This is a genomic window from Yoonia maritima (assembly GCF_043641945.1).
GTDB classification, from domain to species: Bacteria; Pseudomonadota; Alphaproteobacteria; order Rhodobacterales; family Rhodobacteraceae; genus Yoonia; species Yoonia maritima_B.
In genome coordinates this window covers 637461-658108 of record NZ_JBHZRX010000001.1, presented here as the reverse complement: position 1 = coordinate 658108, position 20648 = coordinate 637461, and the positions used below count along the sequence as shown (strand labels likewise).

Genomic DNA, 20648 nt, shown 5'->3' with positions numbered 1-20648 from the left:
TTAGCCTTTGAATTTTGATAGCAGCATTGAACCGTTCGTTCCGCCAAACCCAAATGAGTTTGTCATTACGGTGTCTAGCCCGGCGTTTTCGACAAGCGATGTCGCGATTTCAGCAGGGGCCAGCGCCGGGTCAAGCGTTTCGACGTTAATTGATGGTGCGATAAAGTCGTCCTGAAGCATCAACAGGCAATAGACGGCCTCTGATGCGCCTGTGGCGCCTTGGCTGTGGCCCGTCATTGATTTGGTGGACGAAACAGGCGGTGTGCTGCCTTCGCCGAATACGCGGCGGACAGCTTCGATTTCGCCCACATCACCTACAGGTGTCGATGTGCCATGTGCGTTGATGTAGCTGACCTTGCGGCCTTCTGGCAGGGTTTCAAGTGCCAAGCGCATCGCGCGTTCGCCGCCTTCGCCCGATGGGGCAACCATGTCGTGGCCGTCGGATGTCGCGGCATAGCCTGTGACTTCGGCGTAGATTTTCGCGCCGCGTGCTTGGGCGTGCTCAAGGCTTTCGAGCACCAGCATCGCACCGCCGCCTGCGATCACAAAACCATCGCGGTTTGCGTCAAACGCGCGGGACGCTTTTTCAGGGGTGTCGTTATATTTCGAAGACATCGCGCCCATCGCGTCGAATAGGCAGGACAAAGTCCAATCCAATTCTTCGCCGCCACCAGCAAACATCACGTCCTGCTTGCCCATCATAATCTGTTCGGCGGCGTTCCCGATGCAGTGCAGGCTGGTCGAGCAGGCGGATGTGATGGAGTAGTTGATGCCCTTGATCTTGTACTGTGTCGACAGGTTCGCCGAGATCGTCGAGGACATGCATTTAGGCACAGCAAACGGACCAATGCGTTTGGTCGCGCCAGTTTCTGTTACCACGTTATGCGCTGCGAACATCGCTGATGTCGATGGGCCACCAGAGCCAGCAACAAGGCCAGTGCGCACATTGGACACGGTGTCATCATCAAGACCCGCATCGGCAATAGCTTGCCCCATCGCGATATAGGCATAGGCAGCACCCGGGCCCATGAAGCGCAATGCGCGCTTATCGACGTGTTCTTTGATGTCGATTTTGACGGTGCCTGCAATCTGGCTACGGAAGCCATGTTCGGCCATCTCGGGCGAAGCCTCGATCCCGGATTTACCAGCCATAAGAGAGGCTTTGACCTCTTCGGCGTTATTCCCAATCGGGGATACAATTCCCAAACCTGTGATGACGACGCGACGCATTAGCGCTCTCCCTGTATACTGCTACCGCTTTGTACGGCAGCAGTGGGGGCGGGGGCAAGCAGGTATGGTTTGTTGGGTTGTAGGTGATAAGTTTGATAGGGATTAATAGCTTTTGGGCGAATGTCTGGGTTGGGCCCTAACCGATGCTGCAAGAGTTGCGGATGTCCGCTATCCCATCGGCAAACCTACTATGGAAGGATTGTTATGAGTTCATTGGATCGCATCTGTGACGAGTACATCAGCGAGTGGCCGAGACGCCCGAAGCACGTTGACAGTCTAGTGCAAGACGCGCGGTCTACTATGCGCGGATCACACGAGGATTGGGAGTGGTGCCGTGAAGCTCTCAAACACCCCAGAAAACGTTGGTTCGTTGCTAGCCTGTTCGCAAAAGTTCCTGTGCCAAGACGGCTATTATCTTCAATGGTTCAGGCTGCAATTGAGGTGGAATGTCCATCGACAAACCGGCAATTCATTGAGCCTTGCGTTCGTAGTCTCGGTGCGCTTGACCTACTCAAGGTAATACGTGAAACGATGGAAGAAGGAAGCGTATCCGAACAGGCGGGAGCGGTAGACGCGTTGTACTGGGTGAACTCTAATCCCAAGAACGAAGATCTTGCCGATGAACGAGCTTCACTTCGTCAGAACATGATTAGGCTCTTTCTTGAGACAGATTTTCTTCCGCTGCAGCGGTCTATAATCTCGAAACTCGAGCCGATTTCAGGTGAGGTTGAGCCGCTATTCACGCAGGTAGTTGCGACAGCGCGAAGTCATGAAGACGAGTACATACGGCAACGTGTCGAAATTCAGGTAGGTTCGTCTGAAGGGCCATTTCGAATACTTCCCCAGCGAAAGTCGTAATCGCCACTTGGGTCTCGCGGGCGAGCGTGGATATTTGGACGTACTTGGTTAATGGAAGCTTTGTCTGCAAAGCAGGCACTTAGGCATTACAAAAAAAAACGCCTAACGCCGATCATACCGACCCGCGTTAGGCCCGTGTCATTAACTCTCACTCAGTGCGACTTTCATGTCTTTGACTTGATAGATCACTTCGCCGTCGGCTTCGACGATGCCGTCGGCGACGCCCATTGTCAGGCGGCGGGTCTGGATCGCTTTGGTAAAGTCGATTTTGTAGGTCAGCATTTTGCGGTCAGGGCGGACCATGCCAGTCAGTTTGACTTCGCCAACGCCCAATGCGTATCCGCGCCCCTGCCAGCCGCGCCAGCCGAGGTTAAAGCCAGTCAGCTGCCAGAGGCCATCGAGGCCCAGACAGCCGGGCATGATTGGGTTGCCGGGGAAGTGGCAGTCAAAAAACCACAGATCAGGGGTGATATCGAATTCTGCGACAATATGCCCTTTGCCGTGTGCACCGCCGTCACCGGATACTTCGGTAATGCGATCCATCATTAGCATCGGTGGGGCAGGAAGCTGCGCATTTCCGGGGCCAAATAGCTCTCCGCGGGCGCATTTCAGCAGGTCGTCTTTGTCAAAACTTGTTGGGTAGTCGGCCATTTGCGTGGTCTCATTCTTGTCTGCTACATCGCACGACCTTTACCACCCAGAGGTTTATAAGGGCAAGTCTGGCGGGTTGTTACGTAATTTCATTTGATAATTGGCTATTTCTTACCATATAAAGGGAGGGGCAGCAGACAGGCAACCATGACAGATATCGTAACACAGCGCAGTACAGATTGGCTCTCAGGGGCGGGACTACGTCCAACGCGTCAGCGCATGACGTTGGCGAGCCTCTTGGTAGGGGACGGTCAGGACAGGCATGTCACCGCCGAAAGCCTGTTCGATGCTGCATCTACTGCCGGTGAAAAAGTATCCCTCGCAACCGTATACAACACGCTGCGTGCGTTTTGTGATGTGGGGTTGATGCGCGAGATTACCGTTGATGGTGCGAAAAGCTATTTCGATACGAACATGACCGACCACCCGCATTTCTATTGGGAGGATACGGCGCATCTGACGGATGCTCCTGCTGACCAGCTTGAAATCGCGCGTGTGCCGCATGCACCTGAAGGTGCAGAGATTGCGTCAGTCGATGTCGTTATCCGGCTGCGCCGCAAGTAAGCAACACTATTATCTAGTCAGGAATCGCTGACCTTGCAGCTTTGGCTGCACTCAACCATGCTGTGCCCATTATTTTAAGTCATAAGGCACGACAGCATGCCAGATGAACAACGACACGAAATGGTTTTATCTTACCATAGGGTCCGGACGGCGCTGGGTGTTTTGGGTATGGCATTGCCGATGGTTTTGCTCATGGGGGGGATGTTTGATTTCCACCGGATTGAGCCATCCATCAGTGATTTCTACCACACGACTTACCGCGACATTTTCGTTGGCACGCTTTGCTCCATTGGTGTTTTTTTGATCTGTTATCGCGGATATGGTCGGCGCTCGGGCGACGTGATTAACGATGATTGGCTGGGGACAATTGCCGGTGTATCAGCGTTCGGCGTTGCTTTGTTTCCGAATGAGAGCCCAACAGACCAAATCGCAACAATGACGCAACAGATTGTGGGCATCGGGGCAAGCCCATTGTTCCACTATTCGTCGGCACTGGTGTTTTTTAGTTCGCTGGCCGTGTTTTGTTTGGTCAAGTTCGCCCGAACAGAAAATCTGCAAAGAAGACGAGTGTATTTGGCATGTGGATGGGTGATTGTCGGATCATTGATCGGTATTGCCGTCGCATCGGCGGTGAAAATTTTAGGGACAGGTAGCCCCCAAGAGGCGGTGATCGCGTATAACCTCGTGTTTTGGTTTGAGGCTATCGGCATCTGGGCCTTTGGGCTGTCTTGGTTGGTCAAGGGAAAGGCGGATATTGCGCTGGTCCGTTTGGCGGGGCGTGTCACGCGTGATCAAGAAGGCCAGGTGCGCTCTTAAGCGCGGTGGATCAAGATCCACCCTACGGTTTACGGGCCGTTAACCGTTACTGTGCAACCTACCAGCCATGTCAAATTATCGCCGACGCTTTGTGCCCGGAGGCACCTATTTCTTTACGGTTGAACTGTTGGATAAGCAGTCATCGCTTTTAGTCGATCAAATTGATCTGCTGCGAACAGCGACGGGTCTGTGCGTAAAGCGTTGGCCGTTCACCATCGACGCGGCTGTGATCCTGCCTGCCAAAATGCACATGATCTGGACCTTGCCACCGGGTGATGATGAGTATTCGAAACGATGGCGGCTCATCAAATCAACGTTCTCGCGGCACATTGCGGTACCGGCTCCACCAGTAAGGGACCAATTGCGACCGGGAGAGAAGGGCGTTTGGCAACGACGCTTCAGGGAGCATATCATTCGAGATCAGGCCGACTTTGACCTGCATATGCACCTGATTATCACGGCACCTGTTACAGCCCGGCTGGTCCGTAAACCCCTCGACTGGCCCTATTCATCGTTGAAAGGGCGTAGGGTGGATCTTGATCCGCCGCCCCTTAGAACCATTGCCCCGGTTCAATTAGTCCCAGATCCATGAGCTGTTGTGATGTCCATTTGAACGGCTCTGAGTTTTCCCAATAAAACGTATCAATCTGGTGGCGGCTGCCGGGGTTTCGGCGCAGTGCTTTTGCTGTCCGAAAGGATGCCGTCGCAGCGGTAATGTTGTTATGCCAAGGGCAAGAGATCGTGTTATGTTCGAACTCTGAAAAGCTGCCGTCGTCTAACATCTTTAGCGCATGCGTGGCCCGAAACAGTGAGGATCTGTCTAGCCGTTGACGCGTCGGCACGATGTGTTCTTCAAAACGCCAGCGTAGGCCGCCAAAAATGTTGAGTTGTCGTTCTAGGGTTTCACCCATGGAGTCTTGCCGGGCCAGCGCAAAATACCCAGTCCGGTCGAAATAGGCCGCGTTGCGATCGACTGCACTTGGCGTTTCGCCCAAGTCGCGCGCGTAAAGGTCAATCGTGTATGATAACACGCAGTCACGACGTTCTTCGGCCATAAAGCTTAACATCTCACCGATGCTTCGTGTCTCGCAGAAGGGGAATATCAGGTATTCTGCGTTGTAGCAGTAATAGATCCATTGCCCGGGTGCGGCTTTGATAATTGCGTTTACGATGGTCGCTAATGCGCCGTCCGCTGTGACGTCGAAGTCGACCCTGTGAACGTTTGCCGGCATTTCGTCGGGTAGGTGAAAGTCCGCCGGGCAAAACAGCACCAATTGACCAAAGCCAAGCGCAATGTGATGCGAAATCGTGCTTTCAATTTCGATGCCGTCTTCGACCAGTATCAGCGCAATCGGCCCTTTTGAGAGCGCGGTCTTACCATCGGATATAAGGGTGGGCAGGTCGGAAAAGTGCATATGGTGGCATCCAGTTTTTGTGGCTGCAAACTGTGCTAAATCGCCTTGCATTGCAAGCAAACCGACAAGTCGCTAGAAGGCCTTGAACCCACCCAAGCCAAGAGTCCGCCATGTCCGCGCCTAAAAAGCTATTTATTAAGACCTACGGTTGTCAGATGAACGTCTATGACAGCGAACGCATGGCCGAAGCGCTGGGCGGCAAAGGATATGTCGAAACCCAGACGCCCGAGGATGCGGACATGATTCTGCTGAATACGTGTCACATTCGTGAAAAGGCTGCTGAAAAGGTCTATTCAGAACTTGGCCGCTATAAGGGGCTAAAGGCGGAAAAACCTGATCTGAAAATTGGTGTTGCGGGTTGCGTGGCACAGGCCGAAGGCGAAGAGATCATGCGCCGCCAGCCGATGGTCGATCTGGTTGTTGGTCCGCAAAGCTATCATCGCCTGCCAGCGATGGATGATGCGCTGCAAACTGGTGCCAAAGCACTGGATACCGATTTTCCGGAAGACGATAAATTCGCATCCCTCAAGGGGCGTAGCAAAGCGAAACGCGCGCCCACCGCGTTTTTGACAGTGCAAGAAGGCTGCGACAAATTTTGCGCGTTTTGCGTCGTGCCTTATACGCGTGGTTCCGAAGTATCGCGCCCGGCTGACCGCATCATTCGTGAAGCGCAAGAGTTGGTCGAAGCAGGCGTGCGCGAGATCACTTTGCTTGGTCAGAACGTCAACGCCTATCACGGTCATGACGGCGGTTTGGCTGGTCTGATTTGGGAACTGGATAAGGTCGACGGGTTGGAACGCATTCGCTTTACCACAAGTCACCCCAACGACATGGATGACGCGCTTATTGAGGCCCACGGTACCTGCGAAAAGCTCATGCCGTACCTGCACCTTCCAGTGCAATCCGGGTCTGATCGCATCCTGAAGGCGATGAACCGCAAACATACCGCTGAAGGTTACCTGCGCCTGATCGAACGCATCCGGACGGCGCGCCCCGATCTGCTGTTGTCTGGCGATTTTATCGTAGGCTTCCCCGGTGAAACTGAAGAAGATTTCGAAGACACGATGCAGTTGGTCCGTGATGTGCATTATGGACAAGCCTATTCTTTCAAGTATTCGACCCGCCCCGGCACGCCAGCCGCTGAAAAGCCGCAGTTGCCTGACGATGTGATGAATGACCGCTTGCAGCGACTGCAGGGGCTGTTGCGTGAACAACAGCAGGCCACACAGGCATCGATGGTTGGCCGTGAAGTGAAGGTTCTGTTTGAAAAGGCGGGTCGTGAAGCAGGGCAAATGATCGGCAAATCGGAATATCTTCATGCCGTTTACGCAGAAGCACCAGCCGATGTACTAGGCACCGTACGCCGCGTGAAGATTGTTGATGATAGTGCGAACTCGCTAAAAGGTGAGTTAGTCGCCTAAAGCCACGTCGAAACAATCGCCATCAGCAATCATTTTCTTATCATTTCCGTGACAATCTGCGGACTCTTCTTGCGCCCGCAGCATTCCCTTGCCACGATGGTCTTATAAAGACTCAAAGGAGAGCCGTTTGGCCACAGGTGCGCTGACCCAACCCGCCGACACTGTCACTGAAACCGTATTGGAGTTTCCTGACAACTTCCTGCTGATTGATCTTTGCGGTGAATATGACCGCAACCTAACGACTATAGAAGATAGTCTAGGCGTGCAGATTGCGCGCCGTGGGAACCAGCTTGTCGTACATGGCGAGGATGGATCGCGACAGACAGCTGAGGGTATTCTAAAGTCGCTGTATGGGCGGCTCGAAGCTGGTCGTAGCCTTGATCCTGGTGACATCGATCGCGAGCTACGCATGGGGCCGGAAACTGTGCGCGGCCCTGCTGGCCCCGGTGATCAGGAAGAGCTTTTTAAGACAGAAACCGCCCGGGTCGAGATTAAGACACGTAAGAAGCTGGTTGAACCGCGTACCGATGCGCAAAAGGCCTATGTGAAATCGCTGTTTGACAACGAACTTGCGTTTGGCATTGGCCCTGCGGGCACGGGTAAGACGTATCTCGCCGTTGCAGTTGGCGTGAATATGTTGATCTCTGGTCATGTTGATAAGATCATTCTGTCTCGTCCAGCGGTCGAGGCAGGTGAAAAACTGGGCTATTTGCCCGGCGACATGAAGGACAAAGTCGATCCTTATATGCAGCCGCTTTACGATGCGCTGAATGATTTTCTTCCCGGAAAACAAGCCGCGAAGATGATGGAGGAAAAGGTGATTGAAATCGCACCTTTGGCCTTTATGCGCGGGCGCACACTGTCGAATGCTTTTGTCGTGCTTGATGAGGCCCAAAACGCGACGACAATGCAGATGAAGATGTTCCTGACCCGTTTAGGCGAAGGTTCACGTATGGTGATTACGGGCGACCGAACCCAAATTGATTTGCCGCGCGGTGTGAATTCCGGCCTATGGGATGCAGAACGCCTGCTAAAGAATATCCCGAAAATTAGTTTTAACTACTTCTCGGCTAAAGATGTTGTGCGACACCCATTGGTCGCCGCTATTATTGAAGCTTACGAACAAGACGAAACAAAGTGACAGTTGATTGTGTAATTGAAGATATCCGTTGGGCGAACATTGAAATTGTTGCCAAACGGGGTACCGACGCGACCTTGGCCCACCTTGGGTTTGATCCAGAGAAGTTTGAAATAAGCATTTTAGCCTGCGATGATGCGCGGATCGCCACCTTGAATGCGGACTTCCGCGGCAAACCTTCGCCGACGAATGTGCTAAGCTGGCCGTCGGATGAACGTGCGGCAGAGGAAGATGGCGCGATGCCTGACACCCCAGAATTGCCAATGGATGCAGAGCTGGGCGATATCGCGATCGCCTTTGAAACATGCATGCGCGAGGCCGCTGAGGCGGGTAAACTGATGGAAGACCACACCATGCATTTAGTGGTCCACGGCACGCTACATTTGTTGGGCTTCGACCACGAACGTGATAAAGATGCCGCCCTGATGGAAGGGTTAGAGACACAAATACTTGGCAATCTGGGTATATCTGACCCATATAGGGATCAATAGGGCGATCATGCCCACATAGGTAAGGAAGAAATGGACGACACGAACGACGGTCCACCTATTGCAGCGCAAAGCGCGCATATGGATCAAAATGTTACTATTCCGGGTTTTTGGTCCCGCGTCAGCAATGTATTTCGTCCGCAAGGAATTCCCGAAGTACACGAAGATGCACCCACAGAAGATAGCCAACCTACGCGCTATGTCTTGGGGATGCTTAATCTGCGCCGCAAACGCGTCGAAGATGTAGCAGTGCCAACAACTGATATCGTTGCTGTTCCTGCGACTATTTCTAAGGACGACCTGCTTCAGGTGTTTCGTGATTGTGGCCTGACACGGCTACCTGTCTATGATGGTACTTTGGATACCCCAGTCGGATTGGTCAACCTAAAAGACTTTGCGCTTCGGCACGGGTTTAATGGCGACAACCCTGACATGGATCTGCGCGATATGTTGCGTCCTTTGCTCTATGTGCCGCCATCGATGCCCTTGGGTGTTTTGCTGCAAAAGATGCAGGCAGAGCGTATTCACATGGCCTTGGTTATTGATGAATACGGCGGGACCGATGGGTTGCTGACGATTGAAGATTTGATTGAACAGGTTGTCGGCGAAATCGAAGACGAACATGACATCGAAGAAGCCAAGAGCTGGTTCATGGAAAAGCCAGGTGTCTACATGGCCCAAGCCCGAACCGAACTTGAAGAATTCGAAGCTGAAATCGGCATGAAGCTGACTGATCACGACGAGATCGACGAAGAAGAAATCGATACGCTTGGTGGTTTGGTCTCGATGCTGTCCGGCCATCTGCCCGCCCGAGGTGAAGTCATCGTGCACCCTGACGGCCCGGAATTCGAAGTCGTGGATGCTGATCCTCGCCGGATTAAGCGCCTGCGTGTCCGCTTGCCAAGCGCACAGGACGCCTAACGTGATCGCAAATTTCGCGGGCCTTTCGTGGAGGATGCGTTTGTGCATCCTCGCGTTGGCTGGCGGTATCGGTGGGTTGGGTCAGGCGCCGCATGACATGTGGTTCGCCACTGTCTTGGCATTGGCTTTCTTGTTTTGGGTTCATTCCTTGGGGGCCTCTGCACGCCAAGCAGCCTTTCATGCTTGGGCCTTTGGTGTGGGGTATTTCGCCTTCTCCTTGCGTTGGATTGTCGAGCCGTTCCTCGTTGATATCGCCCGGCATGGCTGGATGGCGCCCTTTGCGATTGTTCTTATGTCGGCAGGTGCCGCGGCGTTTTGGGCTGTCTTTGCTTATATAGCAGGAAGGCTCGTTCCGCGTTCGGCATGTGCTTTGGCACTGGCGCTTGTTTGGGCGGAACTCACACGGTCTCTGATATTGACGGGCTTTCCTTGGGCGTTGCTTGGGCATGTCTGGGTGCCGACCCCCTTGGCGCAAATGGCAGCCTATGGTGGTCCGCATTTACTAACGTTGATAACTGCCGCTGCGGCCTGGGCTGTCTATGCACTGATAGGGTCGGCGCGAACTGCCGGTGCTGTAGTGGCATTGATGTTGGCGGCTGTGACGTGGTGGTGCGTACCGCCAGTTGTTACGCTGCCACCGGATTCCTCTGTGGTGCGGCTCGTTCAGCCAAACGCCCCACAACATCAGAAATGGGATCCCGAATATCGCGAAGTATTCGTGAACCGTATGGTCGAAATGACAGGGCAGGGCGATGTTCCTGATCTGATTGTCTGGCCTGAAACAGCTGTCCCATATTTGCTTAACTACGTTCAGCCTGACCTTAGTTTGCTAGCTGAAGCGGCAAGAGGCGCGCCGCTGGTATTTGGGATTCAGCGACGTGACGACGGACAGCGGTATTTTAACAGTCTGGTCGTCATGGGGCAGGGAGGCGAACTGCGTGGGGTTTACGACAAACGTCACCTTGTACCGTTTGGTGAGTACATTCCTGGCGGCGATCTTCTAGGGCGCTTTGGAATTAGTGGGCTGGCGACAACCGATGGTGCCGGTTTTGCACGGGGCACTGGAGATGCGCGTATTACCTTGCCGGGTATCGGCGATGCAGTGCCTTTGATCTGCTATGAAGGAATATTTGCCGAAGAAATTGATGGTGCCTCGGACCGCCCACGTCTGTTGCTTTTAATAACGAACGACGCTTGGTTTGGGCGGGCCGCGGGTCCTTATCAGCACCTCGCGCAGGCGCGTTTGCGCGCAATCGAGCAGGGGCTTCCGATGGTGCGCGTTGCCAACACGGGCGTCAGCGCAATGATCGACGCACGTGGCCAAATTGTAGAAGCCTTGCCATTAAACTCACATGGGGTGATCGACGTGTCGCTACCTCACGCGCTTCCTATTACGTTATATGCGCGCTGGGGGGATTGGTTGCTCATCATGGTAAACACTTTATTAACGTTAGGGCCCTACCTATTTTATAGACGTAATAGCGATTGACGCGAGCTATGCCGAGGCATAGACCCGATCCCAGTTCTGTCACAACGGCTTCCTGACGTGGCAGGTTAATTTAATGGAGCACTTCCCATGGCACGACAAAACTACACATTCACTTCGGAATCTGTTTCCGAAGGGCACCCGGATAAGGTGTGCGACCGGATTTCAGATGCAATTCTTGATGCATTCTTGTCCGAAGAACCCGAAGCGCGCGTCGCTTGCGAAACATTTGCGACAACCAACCATGTCGTGATCGGCGGGGAAGTTGGGCTATCTGATCAGTCCAAACTAAAAGATTACATGGGCCGCGTTGAAGACATTGCCCGCGCTTGCATCAAAGACATCGGCTATGAGCAGGACAAGTTTCACCACGCGACTTGTAAAATCACGAACCTGTTGCACGAACAATCTGCACATATTGCACAGGGTGTGGATGCGGCCGTCGACAAAGACGAAGGTGCTGGTGACCAAGGTATCATGTTCGGTTATGCGACAACCGAAACTGAAGCATTGATGCCTGCACCGATCCAATACGCGCATGCAATTTTACGTCGCCTCGCAGAGGTCCGCAAATCTGGCGAACAGCCAACACTGCGCCCGGATGCAAAAAGCCAAGTTTCTGTTCGCTACGAAAACGGCAAGCCTGTCGAAGTTACGTCTATTGTGCTGTCAACGCAGCACCGCGACGAAGACCAGACCAGCGACGATATTCGTGCGATTGTTGAACCTTACATTCGCGAGGTTCTGCCTGCTGGGTTTATCACGCCAAAAACTGAATGGTGGGTTAACCCAACGGGCAAATTCGTTATCGGTGGCCCTGATGGCGATGCTGGCCTGACTGGGCGTAAGATTATCGTGGATACATATGGCGGTGCGGCCCCACACGGTGGCGGCGCGTTCTCGGGCAAAGATCCGACTAAGGTTGATCGCTCGGCCGCATATGCCGCGCGATACCTTGCGAAAAACGTTGTGGCTGCAGGTATGGCGAACCGGTGCACCATCCAGCTGAGCTATGCGATCGGAGTGGCAAAACCGCTGTCGATCTATGCGGACACGCACGGCACTGGTGAAGTCAGCCCCGAACAGATCGAACGCGCAATCGCGCAGGTCATGGATCTGACGCCACGTGGCATCCGTGGCCACCTTGGCTTGAACAAGCCGATTTTTGAACGGACAGCGGCCTATGGTCACTTTGGCCGTGAGCCAGATGCGGACGGCGGCTTTAGCTGGGAACGCACTGACTTGGTCGAGGCGCTGAAGGCCGCAGTATAAAGCGAACAGTCAGACTGTTTGATGAGGGCGCCACAGTGGCGCCCTTTTTCGTGTTGATCGCCATCAAAAGCTTGAGCCTATCGAAAAATGGCGTTCAACTGGATAAACGCTTTGGAGGTGCTTGATGAAGTCGTTGTTATTGTTCGCTATATTTTTCGTAGGTTTGACGGGCGCGGCGCTTGCGCAAAAGGCACCAGAATTGCCAGCCGATGCGTCTGGCAAGTTCACGGTTCAGGGCACTACAATCATTTATAATACGGATAATGCACATGTCGGTTCCTTCGCTGAAATGGAAAGCGGCGATGTCGAGCAGTTCTCTGCATTGTTGGCCCAAAATCCGAATGCCAAAGTTTTGCAGCTGAACAGTGTTGGTGGGTCAGTTTGGGCGGGTGAGGAGATGGCAAGAATTGTTATGGATTACCGCCTCAACACCCGCGTCACGGGAGAGTGTAGCAGTTCCTGCGTGACATTGTTCTTGGCTGGTACCAGACGTGAAATGGCGCGAGGAAGTTCTATTGGGTTTCATCAAAATACTTGGACGGCAGAAGGGCTGCGAAACTACTATAAATATTGGCAGAACGATGAGAGTTGGCACAGCCCGTTTGAGTTCGGAGCTTGGCTATATAAAGATACGCAAACCGAGGTGCACGATCATTTGGTATATATGCTGGCGCGCGGGGTTGATCCTGCATTTGCAATTGAGACAAAGCGCGAGCGATCATCGATGTGGTATCCGCCGCGCCGGCAACTCGAAGACGCTGGGGTGCTGCGCGATTGAGGTAATTGCGCTGTGGCCACAGGCTTGGTAAGGCAGCGCCATGAAAAATGATAGACATCCCTCGGGCGCTCCTTGGCGCAATTTCTATGGTCGCTTTCGTGGCAAGACGATCCGGACTAGCCAGCAGGATTATCTTGAGAATGATCTTGGGCCGTTGTCACCGGGGCCGATTAGCTGGGAAGAAAACCCCGATCGCAATCCGCTTGACCTGAACGAGGTGTTCCCGGGCAAAGACGTCTGGTTGGAAATCGGCTTTGGCGGGGGTGAGCATCTTGTTCACATGGCTGAAACTTATCCTGACATTGGGCTGATCGGTTGCGAGCCATTTATCAACGGCGTTGCGATGCTGCTCGGTAAAATTCGGAAGGCAGACGTTGATAACTTGCGCGTCCATCCGGGTGATGCGCGTGACTTGTTTGATGTGCTGCCTGACAACAGCCTTAGCAAAGTGTTCCTCAACTACCCTGACCCTTGGCCGAAAAAGCGCCATCATCGCCGTCGTTTCGTGACGCCTGAGCATCTCTTGCCCCTGCATAGTGTGATGAAACCCGGTGCCGAACTGCGCGTCGCGACGGATATCACCGATTACGTGCGTCAAACACTGGAGCAGGTGCCGCCTGCAGGCTTTGAATGGTTGGCTGAAGGTCCGACAGATTGGCGGGACCCGTGGTCCGATTGGATTTCGACCCGGTATGAACAAAAAGCCCTACGCGAAGGCCGTACGCCGCACTACCTCACATTCCGGCGGATATGACATAGACCCTTTGGCTGCTCTGGGTTAAACCGCCAGAGATTAACAAAGGAAAACTGCATGTCTGGTCACGGCACCCCTATTCCCATGACGTCCCGCCCTTGTGGCCCATTGAAGGGCGAGGCCAATGTGCCCGGCGACAAATCTATTTCGCACCGCTCGCTTATTCTGGGGGCGTTATCGGTTGGTGAAACGCGTGTGACTGGCCTGTTAGAAGGCGAAGACGTGTTGGACACCGCAAAAGCGATGCGCGCATTTGGCGCGACCGTGACAGATCATGGTGGTGGCGAATGGTCTGTGCGAGGCGTCGGCGTTGGTGGTTTTGCTGAGCCTGAGAATGTGATCGACTGCGGGAACTCTGGCACCGGGGTGCGGTTGATAATGGGGGCGATGGCGACATCACCTATCACCGCAACCTTCACTGGTGACGCGTCGTTGAACAGCCGCCCTATGGGCCGCGTCACTGATCCGCTGGCACTGTTTGGAACGCAGACTGTCGGTCGTCAGGGCGGTCGTTTGCCCATGACGCTGGTGGGCGCCGCTGATCCGGTGCCTGTGCGCTATGTGGTACCTGTGCCTTCGGCGCAGGTGAAATCGGCCGTTCTGTTGGCTGGCTTGAATGCACCCGGTCAGACTGTGGTCATCGAAAAAGAAGCCACCCGCGACCATACCGAACGTATGCTGCAGGGCTTTGGTGCGACTTTGACTGTTGAGGAAACAGATGAAGGTCGCGTGATTACCTTGGATGGCCAGCCTGAATTGAAAGCGCAGACGATCGTTGTGCCGCGTGATCCATCCTCGGCGGCATTCCCAGTTTGTGCTGCGATTATTACACCGGGTTCTGATGTTCTGATTCCCAATATCGGGCTGAACCCAACCCGTGCTGGCCTGTTCACCACACTAAAGGAAATGGGCGCGGATCTGACTTACGAGAACATGCGCGAAGAAGGTGGCGAGCCTGTCGCGGATTTGCGTGCGAAGTTTTCGCCAAACCTTAAGGGCATCGCTGTGCCACCTGCGCGTGCGGCAAGCATGATCGATGAATACCCTGTCCTGTCGGTCGTCGCGTCCTTTGCCGAGGGTGTGACTGATATGCAGGGTGTCAAAGAGCTGCGGGTCAAAGAAAGCGACCGGATTGATGCGATGGCCAAGGGGTTGCGTGCTGCTGGCGTCCAAGTGGACGAAGGCGATGATTGGTGGAAAGTCACCGGTTTGGGCCATGGCAATGTGCCGGGCGGTGTGACCGTGGCCAGCGTGTTGGACCACCGGATTGCTATGTCGTTCATGGTGATGGGGATGGCGACGCAAAAGCCAATGACCGTTGATGATGGATCGCCTATCGCGACGTCTTTCCCGATTTTTGAAACACTGATGGGGAACCTTGGTGCGCAGCTTGTGCGTGAAAACGCATGATGTTTACCGTCGCCATAGACGGCCCCGCTGCGGCAGGTAAGGGTACTATCAGCAAGGCGGTTGCTGCGCATTTTGGTTTTGCGCATCTGGATACTGGCCTGCTGTACCGAGCTGTGGGTGCAAAAGTACTGGCCGGGGCTGAGCCGATTGCGGCGGCCCGTGCGCTTGATCCTGTTGATTTAGAGGACGATAGCCTGCGTACTCCGGCTGTTGCACAAGCGGCGAGCGAGATTGCTGTGATTGCCGAGGTTCGTAGCGCGCTTGTTGATTTTCAACAGAAATTTGCGGGTCGTGAAGGCGGCGCTGTGTTGGATGGCCGCGATATTGGGACGGTGATTTGTCCTGATGCGGGCGCGAAACTGTTTGTCACGGCGAGCGCGGAATGCCGCGCCGAACGGCGGTTCAAAGAGCTGACGGGCAAGGGGATGGACATCACGCTTGATCAGGTTTTGGCGGATGTGAAGGAACGCGACGCACGCGACCGCAGCCGTGAAACAGCCCCCCTAATCCCCGCAGATGATGCAGTGCTGATTGATACGTCTGACATGACGATTGAACAGGCCGTGGCACGCGCGATTGAGATCGTGCAGGCGCGATTAGGTTAACACCGTACGGAGCTGAGCCACGCCCGCGCAACGTGCGGGCGGGTTAACGCGCGTTTTTGGCTTAAAATTATGAGAAATACACGGTCTGCATCGCGTATGTTTTGCGTATGCATAGCGTATGGCGGGTTGTGTGGTTTTGAGGTGGGGGATGCCGGTTAATGGGGTGTGCGTTAGGGATTGTTAAGATTTAGTGAATGTCGGCTGTGCGGACGAACCTGCCATTCAGTCTTTTGCTGTCAACGTCTGCTTGTTGCGTCTACTCGGTCGATTTAGTGAACTCGAAGCACTCTTAATCAATCGCGTCGCATTGTGTGAGTCTTTCGACTTCCCGTTCCACGCTGCTGGCAATTGCCGCAGCAAGAGATGCTCTTGTCGCCTCCCCATAGATCCCTTGGACGGTGGGCAGCGACAAAGCGATGTACTGTACCGACCCGATAAAGCGATATGCTTCCGCCAAAGCGGATGCGCGGTTTGTTTCGGCAAAGTTGGGCAGCGACAGAACAAGGTCTGCAAGGCGATCCAAATAGGGTTTTAGCGGCCAGATTTGTGCCTCTGGATCACTATCAAGCAAAGCACGTACAACCAGTTGGACGTCTTGTTGGTCGTCCATAGCAGATGCCGCCATGCGAGCGTAATAGGCGGTCAGATGGGACTTCGGATCTGAAGTTTGGGTGATTTTGATGTCGGCGCATAGCCTTTCGCAAAGCGCATTCAGCACTTCGGCATAAAGTCTTTCTTTTGTCCCGAAGAAGTGGAGAATCGCCTGTTTTGAAACGCCTGCTTCCTTGGCCAACCTGGCCAGACTTGTCCCGTGAAAGCCATCTTGCGCAAACCGGCGCGTCGCAAGCATCAGATAGATTTTCCGGGGGTCTGTCGTCATTTGGCTTAGTGTTCCTTTCTCGCGACGTTGCATATCATGGGATTGATTACTTACCAATCGTCAAGTAACTTACCAATCGGTAAGTAGCCTGAGGGGAGGCAAGTATGGATCGTAAAACAGAAGTCGGGCTGATCCGCGAGATCGTTGGATTGAAAGACCAGAAATCAGCTTTTTTAGACCGGGAAGTCACGCATTCACCGATCTCGCGCTACGCAAGCCCTGAACGGTTTGAACGGGAAATGGCAATGATCTTTCGCCGCAAACCTGTTGTTGCGGCACATTCCTCCGAGCTAGAGGGCCAAAACGCCTTCATTGCCAGGGATTTCCTAGGCCTACCGCTCTTGCTCACGAGAGACGCAGACGGAGAAGTTCACGCATTCCTGAACGTCTGCCGCCATCGTGGGGCAAAGGTCGAACGCGAGGCAACCGGATGCAAACGCGTGTTCACCTGCCCCTATCACGCATGGAGCTGGTCGAACCGCGGCGATCTGCGCGCAGTCCCGCAAGAAGCGCAGGGGTTTCCCGATCTGCCTCGGGCAGAGCGCGGTTTGCGGCGACTTCCGGTCGCCGAAGCGCACGGATTCGTCTGGATCATCGCAAACCCTGACGCCGGCGAAATGCCGGAGATAGACGACTGGCTTTCTGATTTGGCTCCAGACTTTGCCTGGCTAGGGTTAAACGAACACCGCATCGCACTTATCGACACGCTCGACATCAATGCGAATTGGAAAGTGCTGATCGAGGGCGGGTTGGAAGCGTATCATTTCCGCGTTGCGCATAAGAAGACGATCGGTTCGCACTTCCCCGACAACCTCTTTACTTACAAGCAGTTCGGACCGCACATGCGGGCTGTCCTGCCACGTAACGCCATGCCGGAACTCGGCGGCACCCCCGAAGAACAATGGATCCTGCGTAAGGACGCCAACATGGTCTATACCGTCCTGCCCAATACTCAAATGTTGGTGCAGCAGGATCATTTCATGTGGTTCCATATCGAACCAGTCTCAGAGGCGAAAACCCGGTTCCGAATGGCGACGGTCGTGCCAAATGACGCGCCGCGCACTGACGATATGGAAAAACACTGGCAGCTGAACCACCGCATTTCTCTGACGGCACTAAAGGAAGACTTCGAACTTGGGGAGGAGATCCAAGCTGGTTTTGCATCACGTGGTAACCCCACGCACATCTTTGGCCGCTTCGAGGGCGCACTGAACCGCTTTAACCTTGTGATAGAAGAGATGTTGGGCCACTAGTCCGATGACCGAGGCAGCGCAAAAGCCGACCTTCGATTGCACTGCAGCATTCGGGTAAATGGGCTCAAAGCTGCCGTTGGAATGAACCGCACCATATGCCTTTGCGAATGCAAAGGCAGCGCCCGGTCCGGGGTCCCGCCCATTCGCCCCTGAAATGGTCCACTGGACCATTTCCAAGACGGGCTTCACCCTCCCCATGGGGCGGGCGCTTCGCACCCACCCCGAGGTCCGGGCACGGTGCGTGATTGATAAGGTGGAATGAGTCAAAATCCCTTGCAAACTTAACAAAACGGGCCTATACGCCGCCCTGTCGAAGTATCGGAACAGGTGCGGGCGTGAGACTTGAGCGGGGTCGGGGATTAACCGGCCCTGTTGTTTTATGTTCGTTGTGATGCCCAGACCAACTGAAATCCAAAGACCGGCGGAGACAACCGCTCGGCCCGTATAAAACCAAAACGTTAGGAAAACGACGCCACATGGCTAATACAATGGAAGAGTTTGAAGCACTCTTGAACGAAAGCTTCGAAATGGACACACCGGCTGAAGGTTCGGTTGTCAAAGGCAAAGTCATCTCAATCGAGGCTGGCCAAGCTATCATCGACGTAGGCTACAAAATGGAAGGCCGCGTTGATCTAAAAGAATTCGCAAACCCAGGTGAAGACGCTGAACTGGCTGTTGGTGACACTGTTGAAGTGTTCTTGCGCCAAGTTGAGAATGCCAAAGGTGAAGCTGTTATCTCTCGTGAGATGGCGCGCCGTGAGGAAGCTTGGGATCGTCTGGAAAAAGCATATGCTGACGAAGAGCGCGTCGATGGCGCAATCTTTGGCCGCGTTAAAGGTGGTTTCACTGTAGATCTGGGCGGCGCGGTTGCGTTCTTGCCGGGTTCTCAGGTTGATGTACGCCCAGTACGCGATGCGGGCCCATTGATGGGTCTTAAGCAGCCATTCCAGATCCTGAAAATGGACCGTCGTCGTGGCAACATCGTTGTTTCACGTCGTGCTATCCTTGAAGAGTCTCGTGCTGAGCAGCGCGCCGAAGTTATCGGCAACCTGACTGAAGGCCAAGAAGTTGACGGCGTCGTCAAGAACATCACCGAATACGGTGCGTTCGTTGACCTTGGCGGTGTTGACGGTCTGTTGCACGTGACTGACATGGCATGGCGCCGTGTGAATCACCCATCCGAGATCCTCACAATTGGTGAGACGATCAAGGTGCAGGTCATCAAGATCAACAAAGAAACCCACCGTATCAGCCTTGGCATGAAGCAGCTGCAGGACGATCCATGGGATGCTGTTGAAGCGAAATTCAGCCTTGGTTCTGTTCACCAGGGTCGCGTGACGAACATCACTGATTACGGCGCATTCGTTGAGCTGGAAGCTGGTGTTGAAGGTCTTGTGCACGTTTCTGAAATGTCTTGGACAAAGAAAAACGTACACCCAGGCAAAATCGTGTCTACTTCGCAAGAAGTTGAAGTCATGGTTCTGGAAATCGACTCTGCTAAGCGTCGCGTTTCACTTGGCCTGAAGCAGACACAGCGCAACCCATGGGAAGTCTTTGCTGAGACACACCCTGAGGGCACTGAAGTCGAAGGCGAAGTCAAGAACATCACCGAATTCGGTCTGTTCATTGGCCTTGAAGGCGACATCGACGGCATGGTTCACCTGTCTGACCTGACATGGGAAGGCCGCGGCGAAGACGTCATCGGCGATTTCCGCAAGGGTGACGTTGTGAAAGCCAAGGTTGCTGAAGTTGACGTTGAGAAAGAGCGTATTTCTCTGTCCATCAAAGCACTGGACGGTGATCCGTTCGCAGAAGCAGTTGGCGGCGTGAAGCGCGGTTCGATCATCACTGTTGAAGTGACTAAGATCGAAGATGGCGGCATCGAAGTTGACTATGAAGGCGCGAAATCCTTCATCCGTCGTTCTGACCTGTCCCGTGACCGTGCAGAGCAGCGTCCAGAGCGTTTCGGCGTAGGCGACAAGGTCGACGTTCGCGTCACCAACATCGACTCCAAGACACGCAAGCTGGGTCTGTCGATCAAAGCACGCGAAATCGCAGAAGAGAAAGAAGCCGTCGAACAGTATGGTTCTTCCGACTCTGGCGCATCCTTGGGCGATATCCTGGGTGCCGCGCTGAAGGGCGACGAATAAGTCACCGCTTAAGCGTTAGAAATATACCCCGTCGCAGGAAACTGCGGCGGGGTTTTTGTATCATAAGAATTGAAGGAATTGTTTCCTCAAAGGATCTGTTGATCCGAGCATATTCAATGGAAAGGCAAGCGCGTACTTACGAAATTTGACATTTGTGCCGAAAGTCAGATGACTTTGACCGATGCAGCGATTTACGCGAATGCCGGCTTCTGTATACTCTCATGGGATATGTCCAATAAGGCGACTATGCACTTAGTAAATCTGACCTAAAGGCCCACGCCAAGTTATTGCCATGTCTGTTATCTAATTAACCGCTATGAAGAACTTTTTCGTATACGTCGTCGCGTTGGTCGTGTGTGCATTGTCGTTAGTGTATGCTGCGAACATCTCAGAGCATGATGCGTCATCTTTTCCGGATGCAAGTGATTGAAACTACACGAAAATAAATGATCCTTGGACCATACGGCCCATTGGGGTTGACGGAATAATACCATCAGACGAGGAAATGTTAGATATCATCCGTAACTATTCGTCAATTTTGTCATCCGTGTCATTCAG

At 53.8% G+C, this 20648-nt stretch carries 19 protein-coding genes and 1 riboswitch; of the genes, 15 read left to right on the top strand and 4 right to left on the bottom strand.

Annotation, left to right across the window (positions count from 1 at the left end):
* Entirely contained in the window at positions 1-1230 is a 1230-nt protein-coding gene (gene fabB, locus ACHUEV_RS03345; protein ID WP_394177635.1) for a beta-ketoacyl-ACP synthase I, read from the bottom strand.
* Between the two features lie 999 nt (positions 1231-2229).
* Positions 2230-2739, bottom strand: a complete 510-nt coding sequence (gene fabA, locus ACHUEV_RS03340; RefSeq protein WP_093923168.1) for a bifunctional 3-hydroxydecanoyl-ACP dehydratase/trans-2-decenoyl-ACP isomerase — start codon at positions 2737-2739, stop codon at positions 2230-2232.
* Positions 2740-2886: 147 nt separating this feature from the next.
* Between fabA and irr the strand changes: the two genes are divergently transcribed.
* From irr to ACHUEV_RS03325, 3 genes are all read left to right on the top strand, one after another.
* Positions 2887-3303 carry a Fur family transcriptional regulator Irr gene (gene irr, locus ACHUEV_RS03335; RefSeq protein ID WP_106356494.1) on the top strand — a complete coding sequence of 139 codons (417 nt, stop codon included), beginning with the start codon at positions 2887-2889 and terminating at the stop codon, positions 3301-3303.
* A gap of 96 nt (positions 3304-3399) precedes the next feature.
* Positions 3400-4119, top strand: coding sequence for a hypothetical protein (locus ACHUEV_RS03330; RefSeq protein WP_394177634.1), 720 nt, complete (start codon positions 3400-3402; stop codon positions 4117-4119).
* 67 nt (positions 4120-4186) lie between these two features.
* A complete protein-coding gene (locus tag ACHUEV_RS03325; protein WP_394177633.1) occupies positions 4187-4711 on the top strand; it encodes an REP-associated tyrosine transposase in 525 nt (174 codons plus the stop codon).
* On the opposite strand, the gene ACHUEV_RS03320 is transcribed toward ACHUEV_RS03325, so the two are convergent.
* Positions 4671-5534, bottom strand: a complete 864-nt coding sequence (locus tag ACHUEV_RS03320; protein WP_394177632.1) for a glycosyltransferase family protein — start codon at positions 5532-5534, stop codon at positions 4671-4673. The genes ACHUEV_RS03325 and ACHUEV_RS03320 overlap by 41 nt on opposite strands.
* Before the next feature lie 110 nt (positions 5535-5644).
* Between ACHUEV_RS03320 and miaB the strand changes: the two genes are divergently transcribed.
* From miaB to cmk, 10 genes are all read left to right on the top strand, one after another.
* Positions 5645-6955, top strand: a complete 1311-nt coding sequence (gene miaB / locus ACHUEV_RS03315) for a tRNA (N6-isopentenyl adenosine(37)-C2)-methylthiotransferase MiaB (RefSeq protein ID WP_394177631.1) — start codon at positions 5645-5647, stop codon at positions 6953-6955.
* Positions 6956-7082: 127 nt separating this feature from the next.
* Positions 7083-8096 (top strand): PhoH family protein, encoded by a 1014-nt coding sequence (locus ACHUEV_RS03310; protein ID WP_394177630.1) that lies wholly within the window; start codon positions 7083-7085, stop codon positions 8094-8096.
* On the top strand, positions 8093-8584 hold the full coding sequence (ybeY, locus tag ACHUEV_RS03305; protein WP_394177629.1) for an rRNA maturation RNase YbeY: 492 nt from the start codon (positions 8093-8095) through the stop codon (positions 8582-8584). Before ACHUEV_RS03310 ends, ybeY begins: the two co-directional genes overlap by 4 nt.
* A gap of 30 nt (positions 8585-8614) precedes the next feature.
* Positions 8615-9502: a transporter associated domain-containing protein gene (locus ACHUEV_RS03300; protein WP_394177628.1), complete on the top strand. Its 888-nt coding sequence runs from the start codon at positions 8615-8617 to the stop codon at positions 9500-9502.
* Between the two features lies 1 nt (position 9503).
* Positions 9504-10991, top strand: coding sequence for an apolipoprotein N-acyltransferase (lnt, locus tag ACHUEV_RS03295; protein WP_394177627.1), 1488 nt, complete (start codon positions 9504-9506; stop codon positions 10989-10991).
* 33 nt (positions 10992-11024) lie between these two features.
* A riboswitch (SAM-SAH riboswitch) is annotated at positions 11025-11072 on the top strand.
* Between the two features lie 6 nt (positions 11073-11078).
* Positions 11079-12260, top strand: coding sequence for a methionine adenosyltransferase (gene metK / locus ACHUEV_RS03290; RefSeq protein ID WP_394177626.1), 1182 nt, complete (start codon positions 11079-11081; stop codon positions 12258-12260).
* A 124-nt stretch (positions 12261-12384) separates the two neighbouring features.
* On the top strand, positions 12385-13038 hold the full coding sequence (locus ACHUEV_RS03285) for a COG3904 family protein (protein ID WP_394177625.1): 654 nt from the start codon (positions 12385-12387) through the stop codon (positions 13036-13038).
* Positions 13039-13078: 40 nt separating this feature from the next.
* Positions 13079-13792 carry a tRNA (guanosine(46)-N7)-methyltransferase TrmB gene (gene trmB, locus ACHUEV_RS03280; protein ID WP_394177624.1) on the top strand — a complete coding sequence of 238 codons (714 nt, stop codon included), beginning with the start codon at positions 13079-13081 and terminating at the stop codon, positions 13790-13792.
* Positions 13793-13849: 57 nt separating this feature from the next.
* Positions 13850-15202: a 3-phosphoshikimate 1-carboxyvinyltransferase gene (gene aroA, locus ACHUEV_RS03275; RefSeq protein WP_394177623.1), complete on the top strand. Its 1353-nt coding sequence runs from the start codon at positions 13850-13852 to the stop codon at positions 15200-15202.
* Positions 15199-15807, top strand: coding sequence for a (d)CMP kinase (cmk, locus tag ACHUEV_RS03270; RefSeq protein WP_394177622.1), 609 nt, complete (start codon positions 15199-15201; stop codon positions 15805-15807). Before aroA ends, cmk begins: the two co-directional genes overlap by 4 nt.
* A 289-nt stretch (positions 15808-16096) precedes the next feature.
* Here cmk and ACHUEV_RS03265 read toward each other — a convergent pair whose 3' ends face one another.
* Positions 16097-16687, bottom strand: coding sequence for a TetR/AcrR family transcriptional regulator (locus ACHUEV_RS03265; RefSeq protein ID WP_394177621.1), 591 nt, complete (start codon positions 16685-16687; stop codon positions 16097-16099).
* A 104-nt stretch (positions 16688-16791) separates the two neighbouring features.
* Here ACHUEV_RS03265 and ACHUEV_RS03260 point away from each other — a divergent pair, with 104 nt between their 5' ends.
* Both ACHUEV_RS03260 and rpsA read left to right on the top strand, forming a co-directional pair.
* Positions 16792-17940 carry an aromatic ring-hydroxylating oxygenase subunit alpha gene (locus ACHUEV_RS03260; RefSeq protein WP_394177620.1) on the top strand — a complete coding sequence of 383 codons (1149 nt, stop codon included), beginning with the start codon at positions 16792-16794 and terminating at the stop codon, positions 17938-17940.
* 476 nt (positions 17941-18416) lie between these two features.
* Complete coding sequence (gene rpsA, locus ACHUEV_RS03255; protein ID WP_394177619.1) at positions 18417-20090, top strand: 30S ribosomal protein S1; 1674 nt, start codon at positions 18417-18419, stop codon at positions 20088-20090.
* Positions 20091-20648: the final 558 nt, after the last annotated feature.

Excerpts from the sequence above, each read along its gene's own strand:
- ACHUEV_RS03325 (WP_394177633.1), top strand. The coding sequence starts at position 4,187 with ATGTCAAATTATCGCCGACGCTTTGTGCCCGGAGGCACCTATTTCTTT.
- ACHUEV_RS03300 (WP_394177628.1), top strand. The coding sequence starts at position 8,615 with ATGGACGACACGAACGACGGTCCACCTATTGCAGCGCAAAGCGCGCAT.
- ACHUEV_RS03260 (WP_394177620.1), top strand. The coding sequence starts at position 16,792 with ATGGATCGTAAAACAGAAGTCGGGCTGATCCGCGAGATCGTTGGATTG.
- cmk (WP_394177622.1), top strand. The coding sequence starts at position 15,199 with ATGATGTTTACCGTCGCCATAGACGGCCCCGCTGCGGCAGGTAAGGGT.
- trmB (WP_394177624.1), top strand. The coding sequence starts at position 13,079 with ATGAAAAATGATAGACATCCCTCGGGCGCTCCTTGGCGCAATTTCTAT.
- fabB (WP_394177635.1), bottom strand. The coding sequence starts at position 1,230 with ATGCGTCGCGTCGTCATCACAGGTTTGGGAATTGTATCCCCGATTGGG.
- ACHUEV_RS03330 (WP_394177634.1), top strand. The coding sequence starts at position 3,400 with ATGCCAGATGAACAACGACACGAAATGGTTTTATCTTACCATAGGGTC.
- ACHUEV_RS03285 (WP_394177625.1), top strand. The coding sequence starts at position 12,385 with ATGAAGTCGTTGTTATTGTTCGCTATATTTTTCGTAGGTTTGACGGGC.
- aroA (WP_394177623.1), top strand. The coding sequence starts at position 13,850 with ATGTCTGGTCACGGCACCCCTATTCCCATGACGTCCCGCCCTTGTGGC.
- ACHUEV_RS03320 (WP_394177632.1), bottom strand. The coding sequence starts at position 5,534 with ATGCACTTTTCCGACCTGCCCACCCTTATATCCGATGGTAAGACCGCG.
- metK (WP_394177626.1), top strand. The coding sequence starts at position 11,079 with ATGGCACGACAAAACTACACATTCACTTCGGAATCTGTTTCCGAAGGG.
- ACHUEV_RS03265 (WP_394177621.1), bottom strand. The coding sequence starts at position 16,687 with ATGACGACAGACCCCCGGAAAATCTATCTGATGCTTGCGACGCGCCGG.
- irr (WP_106356494.1), top strand. The coding sequence starts at position 2,887 with ATGACAGATATCGTAACACAGCGCAGTACAGATTGGCTCTCAGGGGCG.
- fabA (WP_093923168.1), bottom strand. The coding sequence starts at position 2,739 with ATGGCCGACTACCCAACAAGTTTTGACAAAGACGACCTGCTGAAATGC.
- miaB (WP_394177631.1), top strand. The coding sequence starts at position 5,645 with ATGTCCGCGCCTAAAAAGCTATTTATTAAGACCTACGGTTGTCAGATG.
- rpsA (WP_394177619.1), top strand. The coding sequence starts at position 18,417 with ATGGCTAATACAATGGAAGAGTTTGAAGCACTCTTGAACGAAAGCTTC.